This window comes from Candidatus Baltobacteraceae bacterium, from assembly GCA_036488875.1.
In the GTDB taxonomy this organism is placed as follows: Bacteria; Vulcanimicrobiota; Vulcanimicrobiia; order Vulcanimicrobiales; family Vulcanimicrobiaceae; genus JAFAHZ01.
The window spans coordinates 1-16,541 of the sequence record DASXGW010000002.1 but is presented as its reverse complement, the minus strand read 5'-3'; the positions used below and the strand labels follow the sequence as shown (position 1 = coordinate 16,541).

Genomic DNA, 16,541 nt, shown 5'->3' with positions numbered 1-16,541 from the left:
CGGCTGCCGATAACAGGGACGCTACCTTGAAGCGCATCTTCTTCGATCCAGCCGCCTTTCCCGAAGAGGCGTCCGCACTTGCGGCGATCCCCGAAGACACGGCGGTCCGGTTTTTTGGGATCGACTTGACTTCGCCCGCCGAAGGGATCGCCGCATTGATCGGCGCCCGCCGCCGGGGTCTTACGACCGCGCTCTTGCCCGTATTAGCCGAGCCGTACGAAGGTACGCTGCGATCCATTATCGAGGCGATTGCCGCTACGGCCGGCGAGGACGATCGGGCCGCTCAAATTTCAGCGTTAAGCTCCGGTCAGCTTCTCGTTAACGGAAAGCAGCCGCACGAACTCGCTACGCTCGCGCAGCGCCACCTCGATGCGGCCGCGCTCGCGCTGCGCGTTGCCGACGTCTTGATCGTCGGCGCGCCCGGCGAACGCGACCGATGGGTACGCGGGCTGAATCGCGCTTTTCGGCGCTTTGCGCTGCTACCGGTCGCAACGATGGGAGACGAGCGCGCGACTGCGCTTGACGACGCGGCAGTAACGGTATATGGCCCCTCGATGTCTCGTGCGGCGCTCGCAGTGTACGCAGCCGTCCTGGTGCGCCTGCGCCTCGACGTACGCGTGATCTGCGCAGAGAACGCGATGGAGAGGCCTACGACGCGCGTCGTGGTAGCTCCCGAATGGCGATCGATGCGCGCGCGCACGCTTGCGACACTCGGGCATCACGTCGTCGCTCCCAACGCCATGCGCGTCGATGACTGCGACGAACGCATTTTCGGATATGCGGCGCCGGACCTCCGCGGTATGCAAAGCGCCGTCACAGCAGCGCTCGTCGCATCCGGCGGCAGCGATCGCGTCCCATCCTCGCCGGAAGAAACGTTGCGCACGGTGGCGCGGTACGCGGCGGCGCGACTGGACGGGCGCCGAATCTCGATCGTCATTCGGACGTACGACCGCCCCGAGCTGCTCCGCCGCGCGGTCGCGAGCGTCGCGGCGCAGACGTATCGAAACGTCGAGATCGTCGTCGTCAACAACGGGGGCGAGGACGTACGCTCGATCGTCGAGGCCGCCGCAAACGGCCGTCCGTACCGTTACGAGACGCTCGACCAGCGGCGCCACATCAGCGCCGCCTCGAATGCCGGTGCCCGTGCCGCAAGCGGAACGTTCGTGGGCTACCTCGACGACGACGACTTGATTTACGGCGATCACTGCGCACTTGCAGTCGAGGCCATCGAACGCACGCAGGCCGACGTCGTTTTCACCACGTGCCTGGCGGAATACGCGCAGATGAACGGAGACGAAAAGCACGTGCTGGGCTATCAGATCTACCTCGACCGGGAGTTCCATCCCGATGACATTTACGTTTCGAACCTTTCGCCGATCCATACGATCGTCCACAACCGGACGGTTTTCGACCGCTTCGGTTACTTCGATGAAGATCTGCCGGTAACCGACGACTGGGAGTTATGGCTGCGGATTGCTTCGCTCGGTGCGAGATTCGTTCGCGTCGACCGCGTAACGTGCGAATACTCGTGGCGCTACGATCCAGTGCGCGGAAACATGACGATCGAGCATCAATGGGACTTCGTCGGAGCGTACCGGACCATCACCGCGCGGTACGCATCCGGCATCGAAGGTCGCGCGAGCCTTCACACGGCACAAGCCAACATGCTCGCCGATCAAGAGCGGCGCGCAAATGAGGCCGCAGACCCGTCGCGACGTGCCGGCATCGTGATCGGCGCCATGAGCAGCTCGGTCGTTCCCGTTGCGCCGATACCGTCAGACGAACGGAGTCCGGCGTGAGCATGCGCCCGTGCATTTTGCACATCGGCACGCATAAAACGGGCACGACGTCCCTGCAGATCGCGTTCCAGGAAAATCTCGACGCGCTGCACGGCTCGGGCATTCACTTCGTGCAGTCGGGGTGGCACGGAGATCTTCCGGGGAATGCCGAGTTGGCGTGGGAGCTGGTCGGCGAACGATCGGAAACGCTGCTCGCGCTTCTGGTTGAAGAGCTTCGCGCCAACCCATACCGCACGGCATTGCTGAGCGCCGAAGACTTTTCTCTATTGCACGCGCGGCCGCGTGCGCTGGAAAAGCTCGCCGGAGCCGTACGGTCCGCGGGTTACGATCCGCACGTGCTCGTCTATTTGCGCGCTCAAGGAGCGTTTGCCGAATCCATGTACGTGGAGCGCGTCAAGCAGGGTCACATTCGCCCTATCCAAAGCTACCTGGACACGATCGTGAGAACGGGATGCTACGTCCCCGAGGGTACCGTGCAAGCGATTCAGTTCCAATACACGCGCCTTCTCGAACCGTTCGCCGCCGCGTTCGGCCGTGACCACATGCACGTCCGGATTTTTACGGGTTCCGGCGAACCGTCGTTGATCTTCAAGGACTTTCTGGGCGCGCTTTCGCTGCTCGATGCTCAGTTCGCCCGCGATGGGCTCAAGCTGCAACTCAAACACCCGCGCGAAAATGCGAGCCTTCCGTTCGTCGAACTTCTCGGAACGCTGCACGTCATGCTGCGCCCCGGCGAGCCCCTTCCGGACGACGCCATGGAGTTCATCGGCATTCACGCACCCGAAGTTTCCGAGGCGGATGCGGTGGCGCGTTTCGCGCTCTTCGACCGAGAGGAGCATCTCCGGCTCCTGCGGAGTTTTGCATCGGATAATGCGCAGATCGCGGCCGAGTACGGCGCTTCGATACCGTTCGTCAGTGAAAACGACGTCCGGCCGGCGGACGACCCCTACTGGACGCGCGCCGGTGCGTTACGCGCGGCCTTCGACCGGTGCCTGCGGCTGTGGAGTACCGAATCTGCGGGCGGCCCACAAATGAGCTCGGCCGCCGCTGGTCAAACTGAGACGACCTAGATGCCGAGATATTACCGCTTTTTCGGTCTGGAGCGCGATCCGTTCCTCGATACGGCCGATCCCTACTTCTATTGCGAACTCGGCACGCTGCGCCGGGCCAAAGACCGGTTGATCGACTCGGTAGAATCGTCGCGCGGCCTAACGGTGGTCATCGGCGATCCGGGAACCGGCAAGACGAGCCTCAGCGGCGCCCTCGAACAGGACCTCCTCGCCGACGAACGCATGGTCCTCGGTAAGATCTTGGATCCGTCGTTCGCGACCGACGTGGAGTTTCTCATTGCCGTCGGCCGCGTCTTCGGCCTCGCGCTTCCGCCGCGCTCCAGCGCCGCACTCAAGAATGCGTTGAAGAACTTCTTCTTCGAAACGGCCGTGTTAGAAAAGCGCACGTTGGCGCTCATCGTCGACGAAGCGCAGAATCTCAGCGAAGAGAATCTCGAAGCCCTGCGTCTGCTGTTGAACTACCACGTGCCGCAGCGCAAGCTGCTGAATATTATGTTGTTCGGGCAGAGCGAACTCGAGGCGCGCATCGCCGCGAAGGGCAATCTTGCCGATCGTGTCGACGGGTGGGTACGGCTTGGGCGCATGGACGACGCGATGGCCTCGGCAATTCTCGATTTTCGACTGCAGCGCGCCGGCTTAACGCCCGGACAGCAAGTCTTCACGGCCGACGCGCGGGAGCTGCTCATTGCCGGCGCGACGGGCTTGCCGCGCCGGTTAACGATGGTGGCGCATCTCGCGATGGAAGAGGCCGCGGATCGAGCCAGCACCCTCGTCAATGAAGATCACGTCTTAACCGCGATGGCCATGCGCGGCATCGTCGTCGACCGCCGCCCGGCAGTGGCCGTCCTCACCGACAGCTTGCCGAACGGCTCGGCTCCCCACCGTGCCGAGCGAGGGTTTTTGCGCAAGCTCTTCGCGCGCCGTTCGACGGAGTAACGTATGCGCGAGCCGGATTTCGAGCTTAGCGCGGATATGCGTCTGCTCGAGCTGCAGCGAGGCGCGCTCGGCTTGCCTCCGCGCGAAAGAACGTCGTGGGAAAGCCGTCACACCACCGAAGGCATCCCGGTAGCGCAAAGCGAGCCGGAACCCGGTAGAACTCCGGTATTGGCAGTCGAAGCCGCCGCATTCCCACCCGACGGCGTCATTGCCGGCGCCGTCGTAACGATGTCGTTGAGCGTTGCCAACGAAGGCGCGGCCGAGGCCGACGACGTTGTCGTGCTCGCGCCGTTACCGGGCGGAGCCGCGTACCGGCCGGGTACGTTCGTTTGGAACGGGCGGTCGACGTACGACGAAGTTGCCGACAGCTTCTTCAATCAAGGATTGCCGATCGGCGCGCTGGTTGCCGGCGCGCGCGCCACGTTTCAATGGAAGATCGGGGTTCGTCTGGGAACCAAGCCGCTCGTCATCTCGCCGCACGTGCGCAGCGGTAACGCCGCGGTCGTAGGCGGCCGTTCCGTCGTTATCGGACGTAAGGATCAGGTCGCTACCGCGTTTGCGGGTGAGGTCGTGCAAGCCGACGCGACGATCTACGACAGCAAACCGCTCATCCCGGTGGACATTCCGGCTACGGATCTGCCGATTTACGAGCTCGATGAAGAGGAGCAGCTCGTGTACGAGGCTGCCGACGCGGCGCTGTCGACCGCCGCGCCCGTCGTGCCCGCACCGCAGCTCGAGACGGGCATCGTCGAACCCGAACCGCAACCCGAGCCCGAACCGCCGGTTCCCGTGCGCGAGGCAGTTGCCGTCTACGGAACGTTCGACCGCGCTACGCTCGCTTTCTTCGAACGCATCTTCGCAGGAAGCAAACCGCCGACGATCTTGCAGCACTGCATCTTCGGCGGCGCGCTGGCGTGCACGCTCGACGGCCGGAGCGCCGACTCCTACGGGCTAAAACGTCATCTCGACGCGCAGGCTGCAATTCTTCATCGGATCGGGCTCCACGAGAAACTCGGCAAAAAGGAACCGATCTCGGAATACGCCGGCGAGCTGCTCGCGTCGATCGACGACATGCGGCCGCAACCGATCGCGAAGACACCCTCCGCAGGGAAAGACCGCATCGCGCTCGTCGTTGAAATTTCCGAGCCCACGCGTCAGCTCCTAGCGAAGATCTCCGAGGAGCGCGCCCGCTGGGATTTCGTGAAAGCACGTCAGCTTACGCTCGCGCTTCAGGCTCAAAACGTCGGCGGCATCGACGACGAGCGGCTCGCGAGCGACATCGAAACCGCGCTGCGCGCGTACGCGCAGGCGTCGGTTACGGTGCTGCAAAAACTGTTCGTTCGCATTCGCATCGATCGCACGACCGGCTTGCTGTTTGCCAACGAACCGGCTTTCGACGCCGCAGCAACGTCCGTCATCGGACACCTCAAGCGCGCGCTGGCGTGAGGTTATTTCTCGGCGTGCCGAGCGCGGGCGCGCCGGCCCAGCCGTTCGTCGAGAGCCTCAGCCGTATCGTTCTGCCCGACGCAGTGCAGGCGTTCGAGCGCGGAATCGTTACGGGAAACTTCGTCCCGGCCCAGCGTGACTTGCTGGTCGAACGCGCGCTCGAGTGGGGTGCCGACGCGATCGCGATGTGCGACGACGACATGATCCTTCCGCCCGATGCGCTGGCCAATCTGTGCGACGCGCTCGCACGCAACCCGTCCGCCGCAATCGCCGGGGCGTTATACTACTCGCGCGACGGCCTGCGTCCGCTCGTCGTCGACGGTTGGAACGCCGCCGACACGCGACAAGGATGGATCCCCGCGTTCGACGACCGAACGCCGGTCGCGGTCGACGGCGTGGGTTTCGGCTGCGTCGTCATTCGTGCCGAGGCGATCCGCTCGTTCGATCGTCCCTTCTTCGCCACGCAGATCTACATGGAAAAGGCCGACGGCCGCGTGCGCGTCTGTAACGAGGATTATTTGTTCTGCGCGCGAGTGCGCCGCAACGGCCACGCAGTGCTGCTGCACCCGGGCGTCCGATGCAAGCACTTCGACCGCGGTCGTAACGCGGCCGCACCACCGCAGTGGGAGTCTGCGCAAAGCAGCGGTCGCCGGCGCGTGCTGGTTTTAAAGAACGATCGTTACGAGCTGGTTCCACTCGAAGAGGCAGGCGACATCGCCGCTAAAGCGGAGCGCCAAGTCCCTGCGGATGTTACCTACGTGGAGACGGATTAGCGGCGGCTGTCGAGTCCGACGGTTCGCTTCGAGCGGGCGTTCTTCGCCCCGATCGATCGCGCGAACGACTTCCAGCGCGAGAACGTCTGCAGCCGCTCGCCGACCTGGTCGCGATACTCTTGCAACCGGTGCAGTTGATCGTCGCGCAGATCGAAGACTCGCTTAACCCGCGCGTTCAAGGCGGCGTCGAACGGCTCGTCCCGATACGGCGCCGCCGCGTCCATCGCATTGAGCAGCGCGTGCGTTACGCGGCGGGTGTCGCGCAGAGTCTGCGAAGCGCCGTCCCAGCGACCGCCGACGAGATCGTGCTCCAGAGCAAGGCAGAGCCGCTCGAGTTCCTCGACCTCTCGTTCGACCGCGGCGCGAGCCTCAGCCGACGCTGGCAAAGGAACCCCCCGCTTCGGCCGCTTGATTCTGCAGCCGCTGTGCCTTGAACATCGTTACCGCTTTTTGCCACGTCTCGCGGTAGTCTTTGAAGTACGGCATGACGCGCTCGAGGCGCGTAATGTCCTTCTGCATGTTGGTCATCACGAGCTCGTGATGCCAAAACTCGTACACGCGGAAGAGATTCTTGGCGAGGTCGCCGCCGATGTCCATGTTGAGCGAACCCATGAGCAGGCAGCACGCGCGCTGGGCTCGCAGGAGCGCCTTATGGATGCCTTCGATGTCGTGGCGCTCGCGCAGAAGCTTGTCGTGCGCTTGCTGCGACGCGATGATCAAGGCGTCGAAGATCTTGACGATGAGATCTTCTTTCGCCGCGGTCGAGATCGAGGTCTCGAGGTAGCGCTGTTCGGCTGACGATCGCATACGCTACCCCTTTGATCCCGAAGACGACGACGATGACGATACACTGAAGCCGAACGCGGCGGCCAGCTGCTGCTGTTCGGCCTGCAGCTGCGCGATGAGCGCCTCGCTCGCGACGAACTGGGTACGCAGCGCGTCGGCCTGTTGATTCGTGCTGTCGGTGATCGACGAGACGCGCTGCTGTAGCGACGAGATCGCGTCAGTATTGGCGTTCTCGAAGTTCTGGATGATCGACACCGTTGGTATGCTGCCGACCGGACCCGAGTTCAGAAGTGTCGGCGTCGCCGTCACGCTCGTCAGGTACGAGCCCAGAACCGCGGTGAGGCCGTTGGCTCCGTTGAGCACGCTGCCGACTGCCGATGGATTTGCCGTGAGCGCGGCGAGCAGCTTGCTCACGTCGAGCTGTTGCAGCGTTCCGTCGGTACCCGGGGCCGAGGTCGTCTGCACCGTCTGCCCGCCGACACCCTGCGTTGAGTTGGAACTGGCGCTCGAGTTGCCCTCGCCGTTATTCGTGGCGGTTAACTGGGTGAAGGTATCGCTCAGGCTTAAGCCCACTTGCGAAAGCGAGTTGTAGGAGTTGCCCGACCCAAGAAAGCCGCCGACGATTTGCGTCAGTTGCTGCACGATCGATTGTGCGTTGGAGTTGCCGAAAAGCACGCCGCCGCCGATCGATTGCGCCTGGCCGCCGGATCCAGGTGCCGCCGGAATGACAACCGGAGCCGCGGTCGCGTTATTGATCTCGCCAATCGCCGCGTTGTAGCTCGTAACGAAGGATTGCACCGCACCCACGAGTCCGCTGGTATCTTGCGACACGCTCACCGTAAACGGCGTCACCGTGCTGGTCTGCAGGTTCAGCGTGATCCCGGGGATTGCCGTCGTCACCGCGTTGGAGTTGCTGAAATACTTCTGCGTGCCGCCGCTCGAGTTTTGGACGTCGACCTCCGACTGCGTGCCGACGCTTACCTTCGCACCCGAGGCTGCGGTCAGCCCCGCTGCCGCGAGGAAGTTGCTCGTATCGCCGGCCGCGCCGAGCACGACGCTCTGCGGTCCCGTACTGGTAGCGGTGAGGGTGATTTGACCCGTGGTCGTATCGAAGTTTGCCACGACACCAGCGCCGGCCGAATTGATGCGGTTGATGATGTCGTTGGTATTGTCGCCGGTCGAGACGGTGATCTTCGTGCCGTTGAGCGTAAAAAATCCACCGGTGACCGCGGTCTTATAACCGGCAGCGGTGGTGGTATCGAAACTAGCGGCGGGATTGATCCCGCCGACGTCGCCCGTCCCTACGATCGAGCCGCCGCCCGGGGCATTGTTGACTTGCGCGTTGGTCAGCTTGAGAACGTCGAGCAGATTGCCCGAATCCGAGCTGCTGCCGATCGAGATCGGCGCATCGGTCGACGTGAACTGCACGACGCCGCCGACCAGCGTCGCGGTGAAACCGGAGTCGGCCTTAGCCTGCACCGCCGACGTAATGTTGCTGAGAATTTGATCGAGCGATTGGTTGTTGACGTTGTACGACAGCGAGACGCCGTCGACGGTGATTTGTCCGAGCGTGCCGTTTCCGTTGCTCGGCGTAACCGACGCGTACGACTGAGCCAACGGCAGCTGGTCGGAGGGCGTTCCTCCGATCGCATCGGTGATGCTGTGGCCGGCCGCGGCATTGCTTACCACGCTCGATGCCGTCGCCGTTTGTACCTTAGTAATCGTGTAGACGCCCGGAACGGCGGCGACGCCGGGGATCCCGGAAGCCGTCAACGCGGTCGTATTCGAAGACGTCGCGTCGTAGGAGTTAAAGATATTGGGATCGGAGAGATTTTGGAGCGAGTTTTGAACCGAGACGAGGAGATTGTTGATTTTGATCAGCTCGGTGTTGGCGTTGTTGAGCGTCGCGATCTGCGAGTTGAGGCTGATCGTCGGAGCCAACGACAACTTCGTCAGCTGAGTGATGATCGCATTATAATCGATTCCCGAGACGATGCCCGGAAAGCTGATTGGCGGGACGTTGGTTCCCGGCACGCTGTTGGTCGACACGCTTTACCTGCCTACGCGCTTTTGTCGAGCGTGGCGCCGCGGTGCTGGTCGAAAAACGAAGCGACCTGAGCCAGCACGTCGGGGGGAAACTGCGCGACCTCTTGACCCGTCTTCGGGTCGCTAAAAACCGTAACGATCGTATCGGAATCGCCTTCGATACGATACGAAACGTTAAGGCTTATCGGCGCGCGCGGTCCGGGAAGCGCGAAAAGTTTAGCGATCGCCGGAGCGAGCGCGCTTTTGCCGGATTGCGTACTGTCGTGCGACTGATTTGCGGAGGCGTTTGTGACGACACCGTCGAGGTGTACGTTCGTCGACGAGGTACCGACGGTACCCGTGACCGTTTCTACATTCGCCTGTGGCACGACGGCGGCCACGGCTTGGCCGGTCGTCGAAACATCCATGTAACTCCGATCTCCCTCTCTCCGCTCCTTCTAGTCTTCGGCGGCGGGGGGAAGTCAGTTTAGGAAGGCGCTAAGGTAGCGGCGCTCTGGTAGGCGTTGAGGGTCAGGACCAGCATGTCGAAGGGGCGGTACTTCTCGAGGGTCCGGGCGGCCAGGGCCGGTCCAAGCTCGCGGGCGCGCTCCCATGCGGTGCGCAGACCCTTCTCGATGCTGGGCCCCGAAGCCGGATCGACGGCCTGGGCGTGCCCCGGCCACGTGACTCTGGCGAACCCCGATGCCGGTACCACGAGCGCCGCCCCGGCCGCCGCCGCCCGCGTCAGACGGTATAGCCCCGCGGCGGTCCACGACACATCGGCGAAGACCCGGGCGCGCCGGTAGAGTGCGGCAATCTCAGCCGGCGAGAGCTCGGCTTGCGGCAGCCACACGCCGCCGTGGTCGAGAGCTGCGACGACGTCGCCGTAATATTCGGTATTGGTGACCGAACCGAGCAGCACGACCCGATACCCTAGCTGGGCGCACGCGCGCACGAGGGCATATTGGTTGCACCGGGCATCGAGCGGCGCGTGCACCAAGACGAACTCGTCCAATCCGACGAGTGAGGCGATGCGCTCGTCGGCCACGGGCTCGTCGGCGAGGACGGCCGGAAGTATGCTCGCGGTTCCGCTGAAGCCGGCCTCGCGGGCGCGCCGCTCTTCCTCGTCCGATGCGAAGACGCCGCCGCGCGCGGCCGCGAGCAGATTACGCACGATCGGCTCGTTCGCGGCCGACGTTCCGATCTCGGGAACCGTTTTCGCCGCGAGCCGGCGATTGGCAATCGCCGCGGCATAGGTCGCACGCAGCGCTTCGTCGGCAGCGTTTGCCAGCGACTCGGCGGTGACGGCGCTCCCCCACTCCGCTTCGCACTTCGGGTCGTCGAGGTATGGCTGAATGACGATCGGCGGGCGCGGCCCTTGCGCCCGCGCCAGCGCTCCAGCCAAAGAGCCGGCGCAGCGGTAACCAAACACGTGCAGCAGATCGAAATCGACCGTGCGCACGTGGCTCGCGCCCACCACCTTTGCGCTAAAACCTTGCGCGTTGAGGTGATCGGCCAAAGCCAGCGCCGCGTCGCCGTCGGCGTCGGGCACTCCGAGATAGTCATCGCGCACCACGATGCCTATACGCCCCGCCGAACCGCCGATAACCGGAGTCGCAAGGCCGGCATGCTCGCGCAACGTCACGGCTGGGGCGGCAACCGCGAACCGGCGTACCTCGCCGCCGTCGCCTACGTCGAAGCTCACCATCACCGACAACGGAATCGGTTGCGCGACGCGGACCGTGCGTTCGCCGTTCCCCGCGTCCTCGAGCGCGACGGTGACCCTCGCCTTCGGGAGCATCGCGCGATCGCCGATCGCAAGCTCGTAGGGGCCTTCCGCGATCGCCTTCTCGAACGCCGCCGGCCCGAACCAGCGCCCAGCGTCCTCGTTTCGCAATCGATCGCCGAGGTCGACGTGAACCGTCGCCCGGCGCGCGAGAATCGCCGCACCACCGGCGCCGCGAACGTCGGCAATCGCGACGCGCCCATCGGCGGCAAACCGCTGTGCGAAGACGTACGGAGAAACGGCGACGATCGCATCCTCCGTCGCGGCCGCACCAACGAACCCCAAAGCCCGCACTCGCGCAAACAGTTCGCGGAACTCCGGCGTGCACTCGAAGAACTTCACGGCCTCGCCGTTGACGAATCGCGCCACCGCAAGCGATCGCAGCCACGGCTCGACCGCCGCTTCGATCTCGCGTACGAGCGCCGCGCGCATCGGCGGAAGCCACACGGGCCAGACGAAAGGGCTGGCCTCGCGTAAGAACAGCATCAGGCCCTGAACGACGATAAAAGGAACGACTTGAATTTCGTCGCGTGCAACGAACACCAGATCGAGCGTCCCGTAGTTGTCGATGCGCGCTGAAAAACCGGTGTCGAGACGAGCCGCCGCAAGGTGTTCCGCACGCACGACGCGATGAAACCGCTCGGCGTCGATGTGCGGCACGAGTTGCGCAAACCGATCGTGCTGCCTCACGAAGACTCCTTCACCAAGCGCCTCAAGGCGCTTGGGCTCCGATCGTTCAACGCCGGCAAGTCGATCGCGCGCACGTGCTCGAATCGCCGGCGCCATTGCTCGGCGCGATCTTCATCGCTGATCTCCACGTATCCGGACCGTTCCGGGTCGACGCCGGCCCGCGCAAAAATCCGCCGAACCCTGGCGGCAAGCGTTTCCGCGCTTTCGGACCCGAAAGCCCCGATTGCCAACATTGCGCCGTCGTCAATGGTAAACGAACGCGCAAAGCGCTTGAGAAACTCCGCAGTTCTGGCCCAATCGCGCTCTTCGTGCACCTCGGCGCAGAAGACCATTCGCACGCCCGCAGGCAGATCGGATTCGCCGCTCGCCGCTTCGACCGGCAGCGGCGCGAAGTGCGTCGAGCGATCGAATCCCTTAGCGATCGCGCGGCGCGGGTGGTAGCCGTTGACCGGAAACTCCCTTGAAAATCCCCACTTTTCCGCGAAGCGCGTCCAATTTGCGTGCATGGTCTTGGTGTAATCGACGTTATTTGCGGCGAACGACGCACTGCCGAAATGGTGAATGAACGCATCGTCGCAGATAAAAATTCCGTATCCCGCGGCGCGGACGCGAATGCAGAAATCGTCGTCTTCGAAGTTGCCCAGTGCGAAGCGCTCGTCGAAACCGCCGACTTGGTCGAGGACGCGGCGATCCACGCACAAGCACAAGCCTATTGCCCGGTCGGCGAAGTATCCCCGCTCCTCGTTGAGCTCCCGTCGCCGCTGTGCGAACGCGATCATGCCTTCTTCAGACTGATACACCGCGTCGGCAAGCTGTTGGTGTCCTACGACCTTATTGCTTCGCGGCGCGGTGACGCCGATTCCGGGGGAATGACGAAACGGCGCCGTTAGGCTATCGAGCCACCCTTCCGTCACGATCACGTCGTTGTTGAGAAACACGACGTACCGGCCGCGCGATGCGACGATGCCGTCGTTGTTTCCGCCGGAAAAACCCCGATTGGTCGAATTATAGACGACCCGCACGTGCGGGTCGTCTATCGCGCGCAGCATCTCCAGCGTTTCGGCGCCCGATCCGTTGTCGACGATCACCACCTCATACGGTTCGCGCGTACGGCTGTAAATCGATTCGAGAGCCTTCTTCGTAAACGCAGGCGCGTTCCAGCTGAGCATGACGATCGAAACGAGGGGCACAGCCGCGTTCTCGCGAGATCGAAGCACGCTTTCGATCGCTCCGGGATCGGTGTCGAAAACCGAGGTCAGCGCGCGCGCTGCGGCCGCGTGAAAGGAAGCGTCCTCGGCGCCGGGCGGTATACTACCGATTGACTTCGTAACGCCGCGCGTGGCCCTCTCGAACTCGACGCAACGCAAGAGCAGGTCGGCCACCGCGCCGCCCAGAGTGTCGAAATCGCCCAGTTCTAGGTGTTGCGGGAACTGCTTGAGCGAGAGGAGCGTGCAGCGGGCGTCGGCGGCAAGCGTAACGACGTTTTCGCCATACGGAAGTTCCGGCACGCTCGTGACCGCTGCAACGTTCGTCGGGGCGGCGGTCTGCGCCACCATTTCGTCAAGCCACCCGGTCGTCAAGCGGCAACGTGCGTCGATCAGCACTAAAAACCGCTCGCCTCGTATCTGCATTGCGTCGCGCGCCCGAGCGAGCGCCTCCGACGAGTCGCAAAAGTCGATTGCGGCGATGGGCGAACGACAGGCTCGCAGCGAGACTTCAAGCTCGCGCCGCAGCTCTTTATCGATCTCCCCATGCACGATCAGGTCCGCGGGCGGCGTCGGCGTTAGAAGAGTAACCATCGCCGCATTTTCATCGCGTTGGAGTACCGGAATTTCGCCGTTTTCCACGTTGCGCGAGTTGGAGTCAAACGCGACGGCACCGGTCCATCGCTCGGCCAAGGTATGAATGTTCCACGACACCTTGCGAAAGCGTTGAACGCCCGACTGCGACTCAAAGTGGTACAGTGTCGCCTTCGGCTCGTAGATCACCTTGAGTCCTTCAGCGCGAACCTTGAGGCAGTAATCGACGTCTTCATAGCCGTTCCAATAGACTTCGTCCAAGCCTCCGACCCGATCGTACAACTCGCGCGGGGTCACCATGCACGCGCCGGTAACGATTTGGTACTCGTGACGCTCGCCGACGTTCGGAGCGTTCGCAGCGGCCTTCCACGCGTAATGGTACGGCGCCAATCCCGCGCGGCCAAACAGCAGCGGCGCGATAACGACGCCCGCGTGTTGGATGGTATCGTTCGGATAGAGGAGCCGCGCGCCGACGATGCCGACGTCCGGCTGCGCCGCCGTCTCCAGCATCGCCGCAAGCCATCCCTCCAACCCTTGCGTATCGTTGTTGAGCAGCACGAGATACTTGCCGCGCGCCTCTCTTGCGGCTTGGTTGTTGGCGCCGGCGAAGCCGAGATTTTTCTCGTTACGAATCAACCGGATCCAAGGAAACTCCGCAAGCATTTCCGGCGTTTCGTCGGTCGAAGCGTTGTCGACGACGATGATCTCGCCCTCGCCGGCGCCATCGAGGGACGGACGAAGCGTTTGCAAACAGTGTCGAGTCAGGGACGCTTTATTGAAAACCGGTATGACGATCGAGTAGTCCAAAAAGCTCAGCTCCGTTGCAACGCGAAGTCCGCGATCGCCGCGGCGTCGGCAAAGCGTTGCTCGCGCAGGCAGCACGCGGAGAGCTCCAGTGCGGCACGCATCGCGTCTTCGTTGCCGCGATCGATTTCGAGCGCCCGCCGAATGGAGTCGATGCCCTCGTCGACGCGTCCGCGGGTACGCAAAAGATTTGCCTTTAGGGTGAATATGGCAACCTGCAGCGGCGGCGGCGCTTCCCCAATCGCGTTCAACATCTCGATCGCGGCGTCGTCTTCGCCCAGCTGCGCGTGCGCGGCGGCGGCCGCGTATCGCAACAGCGGCTGTTCGGGATCCTTTTCGAGGCCTCCGCGCGCGAGCTCCAAACCTTCGGCGGATCGGCCGGCGGCGATCGCTCTGCGCGCCCGGCGGGCAAAGTCGGACGCCGTCACCGGCGACTCGCGCTCCTCGCGCTCGATGAGCGACGCGATCTCCGAGTCTTTCCCGCGCTCGTGCAGCAGGGCTTCGAGTGGATCGAGGATCTCGGCCGACCAGGGCATCAACCTCGCCGCTTCGAGGAGATAGCGTTCGTCGTCGGCCGAGCCCATACGCTTTGCGACGGCGGCACCCGCCATCAGCAGCGGTACGGCTTTGGACGGCACGCACGACGGGTAACACTCCTCGATGACGGCGAGCGCCTCACGTTCGCGCTGGCGCCGCAACAAGAAGTTCACGTACTCGATACCCGAGTCGTCGCTTCGATGCAGCTCGTAGACGCTGCGGTACCCTTTCTCCGCTTCATCGAACTTTCCCAATCGTTCGAGCGCGCGTGCGCGGTTGATGTGCAGCGGCTCCGCTTGGGGCGCGTTCTTCAACCCTTTCTCGAACCACTTGATCGCTTTCTCGTCGTTCTTCTCGAGAACGTACGTCGAGCCCAGTTCGCTCTGCGCTTTCCAAATGTAGACCTGATCGTCCAAGACGAACTGGTGCGATGCGTGGTTTCGGTCGTCGATCGCGGCGAGATATGCCTCCCGCGCCTCGTCGAGCCTTCCTTGCGCGACCAATGCTTTGCCCAGCTGAAAGTGGGCGTTTGCATAATTCGGCGTAATCACCAACGCGTGACGTGCAACCCGTTCGCCTTCTTCGGGCATTCCCAGTTTGTCGCAATACGTTTCGGCCAGCACCGAGAGACCGTTGGGCATAAAACCGCGGCGCTCGTTGCCGACCATCGCGCGCATTTTCTCCAACGCGTCTCGCGCCATCTCGTAGTCTTCGACCAAAAACGCGGTCGTGCCGAGATTGAACCAGTGGAATGGGTCGTCGGGCTCGGCTGCGGCGGCGGCACGAACCATCGCCAGATTCCGCGCGCCTTTTTCGCGCTGGTGCACGATCTCCTTGACGTATCCGTGGTGAACGATGCTCACCTGCGCAATGACGGCCTTCAAACCGTTGCGGTCGCCGCCGATCGTCGGAAACTCGTGGATCAAGCCCGCGTACCGAATCTCTTGCGCGTTGGGAAAGATGCGCACGAGCGCGTGCGACATCGAGCCCGTTCCCCGATAGTCGTCGGCTTTGTTGTTTATGCGCGCCCATACCGCGGTGTGCTCGGCCGGAACGTCCTTGAGCTGCATGAGTGCCGGTTTCGATTCGGGGGTCAACTCCTCGTCGGCATCGAGCACGAGAATCCAACGCTTGGTCGCCAGCTCCAACGCCTGATTGCGCGCCCATGCGAAGTCGTCGCGCCAGGGGCGTTCGACCACAACCGCGCCGTAGGATTTGGCAATCTCAACGGTCCGGTCGGTAGAGCCGGTATCGACGACGATCATCTCGTCGACGACGTCCTTGGCGCTCTCAAGGCATTGCTCGAGAAACCGCTCTTCGTTCTTGACGATCATGCAGAGACTGATGCCGGGCGGTTTCTGCACGCGATCGGACGCCGGGCGCGGCAGACCGAACGGCAGGTCGCCCTGCTTGGATCTAACCGCGCTCTGCTGGAGCGGAACGGACGCGCTGCGCCGCTTCGAGCGGACGTGAATCGGCATCCTTACGGTTTTCGGTCGAGTCCTATAAAAAACCCAGAGCCCGCCGAGACGGCGGGCTCTGTGAGCTCCCTACCCTTCCGGGACTTATCGGAAGAGCGTTAGGACCGATTGCGCGTTGGCGTTGCTCTGAGCCAAGACCGAGGTGCCGACCTGCACCAGGATCTGCAGCTTCGTGAACTCCGTCGTCGCCTGACCGACGTTGAGGTCGCGGATGTTCGACTCGGCAGCTTGCAGGTTGGTGGCTGCAACGTTGTCGCTGTCCTCGTCGATGTTCAAGCGCACGACCACCGCACCGAGTTGAGCCTGCTGGTTGAGCAGACGCTGCAGCGCGTTGTCGATCTGACCGATCGTGTCCTCGGCACCCAGTGACGGGTTTCCGGAGGACGAGATCGCGAGGTTGACGTTCGAGATACGCAAGGTCGAGGTATTCGTCGCTTCGATCCCGACTTGGATGACGTCGCCTTCGTAGGCCCCCGACTGGAAGTTGAACGCCGGGTTGTTCGGGTTCGTCAAGGCTGCCACGTTCTGGCTGACCTTGATGTACGCCGTCGTACCGACGTCGGCAGTCGTGAACGCGCCAAGCGTGATCTTGACGTTGTCGAAGCCGTT

13 protein-coding genes are annotated in these 16,541 nt (G+C 63.3%); 5 read left to right on the top strand and 8 right to left on the bottom strand.

The genetic code is table 11. The features are described 5' to 3' along the window. Window positions 1-26: 26 nt before the first annotated feature. The 5 genes from VGG89_02580 to VGG89_02560 are packed head-to-tail and all read left to right on the top strand — an operon-like array spanning window position 27 to window position 6,024. Window positions 27-1,799: a glycosyltransferase gene (locus VGG89_02580; protein HEY1975415.1), complete on the top strand. Its 1,773-nt coding sequence runs from the start codon at window positions 27-29 to the stop codon at window positions 1,797-1,799. After that, window positions 1,796-2,869 carry a hypothetical protein gene (locus VGG89_02575; GenBank protein HEY1975414.1) on the top strand — a complete coding sequence of 358 codons (1,074 nt, stop codon included), beginning with the start codon at window positions 1,796-1,798 and terminating at the stop codon, window positions 2,867-2,869. The genes VGG89_02580 and VGG89_02575 overlap by 4 nt, the downstream gene beginning before the upstream one ends. After that, window positions 2,870-3,805, top strand: coding sequence for an AAA family ATPase (locus tag VGG89_02570; protein HEY1975413.1), 936 nt, complete (start codon window positions 2,870-2,872; stop codon window positions 3,803-3,805). A 3-nt stretch (window positions 3,806-3,808) separates the two neighbouring features. Then, on the top strand, window positions 3,809-5,251 hold the full coding sequence (locus VGG89_02565; GenBank protein ID HEY1975412.1) for a hypothetical protein: 1,443 nt from the start codon (window positions 3,809-3,811) through the stop codon (window positions 5,249-5,251). Beyond that, a complete protein-coding gene (locus VGG89_02560) occupies window positions 5,248-6,024 on the top strand; it encodes a glycosyltransferase (protein HEY1975411.1) in 777 nt (258 codons plus the stop codon). Before VGG89_02565 ends, VGG89_02560 begins: the two co-directional genes overlap by 4 nt. Here VGG89_02560 and VGG89_02555 read toward each other — a convergent pair. The 8 genes from VGG89_02555 to VGG89_02520 all read right to left on the bottom strand — a co-directional run. After that, window positions 6,021-6,410, bottom strand: coding sequence for a hypothetical protein (locus tag VGG89_02555; GenBank protein HEY1975410.1), 390 nt, complete (start codon window positions 6,408-6,410; stop codon window positions 6,021-6,023). The two genes, VGG89_02560 and VGG89_02555, sit on opposite strands and share 4 nt — an antisense overlap. Further along, a complete protein-coding gene (locus VGG89_02550; protein HEY1975409.1) occupies window positions 6,394-6,831 on the bottom strand; it encodes a flagellar export chaperone FliS in 438 nt (145 codons plus the stop codon). The genes VGG89_02555 and VGG89_02550 overlap by 17 nt, the downstream gene beginning before the upstream one ends. Before the next feature lie 3 nt (window positions 6,832-6,834). Further along, a complete protein-coding gene (gene fliD, locus VGG89_02545) occupies window positions 6,835-8,859 on the bottom strand; it encodes a flagellar filament capping protein FliD (GenBank protein HEY1975408.1) in 2,025 nt (674 codons plus the stop codon). A gap of 11 nt (window positions 8,860-8,870) precedes the next feature. After that, complete coding sequence (locus VGG89_02540; GenBank protein ID HEY1975407.1) at window positions 8,871-9,263, bottom strand: hypothetical protein; 393 nt, start codon at window positions 9,261-9,263, stop codon at window positions 8,871-8,873. A gap of 59 nt (window positions 9,264-9,322) precedes the next feature. Then, a complete protein-coding gene (locus tag VGG89_02535) occupies window positions 9,323-11,311 on the bottom strand; it encodes a hypothetical protein (protein ID HEY1975406.1) in 1,989 nt (662 codons plus the stop codon). Beyond that, window positions 11,308-13,992 (bottom strand): glycosyltransferase family 2 protein, encoded by a 2,685-nt coding sequence (locus VGG89_02530; protein ID HEY1975405.1) that lies wholly within the window; start codon window positions 13,990-13,992, stop codon window positions 11,308-11,310. The genes VGG89_02535 and VGG89_02530 overlap by 4 nt, the downstream gene beginning before the upstream one ends. After that, window positions 13,923-15,932 carry a glycosyltransferase gene (locus tag VGG89_02525; GenBank protein HEY1975404.1) on the bottom strand — a complete coding sequence of 670 codons (2,010 nt, stop codon included), beginning with the start codon at window positions 15,930-15,932 and terminating at the stop codon, window positions 13,923-13,925. Before VGG89_02525 ends, VGG89_02530 begins: the two co-directional genes overlap by 70 nt. An 84-nt stretch (window positions 15,933-16,016) precedes the next feature. Then, a partial coding sequence (locus VGG89_02520) for a flagellin (GenBank protein ID HEY1975403.1) occupies window positions 16,017-16,541 on the bottom strand: 525 nt, incomplete at its 5' end.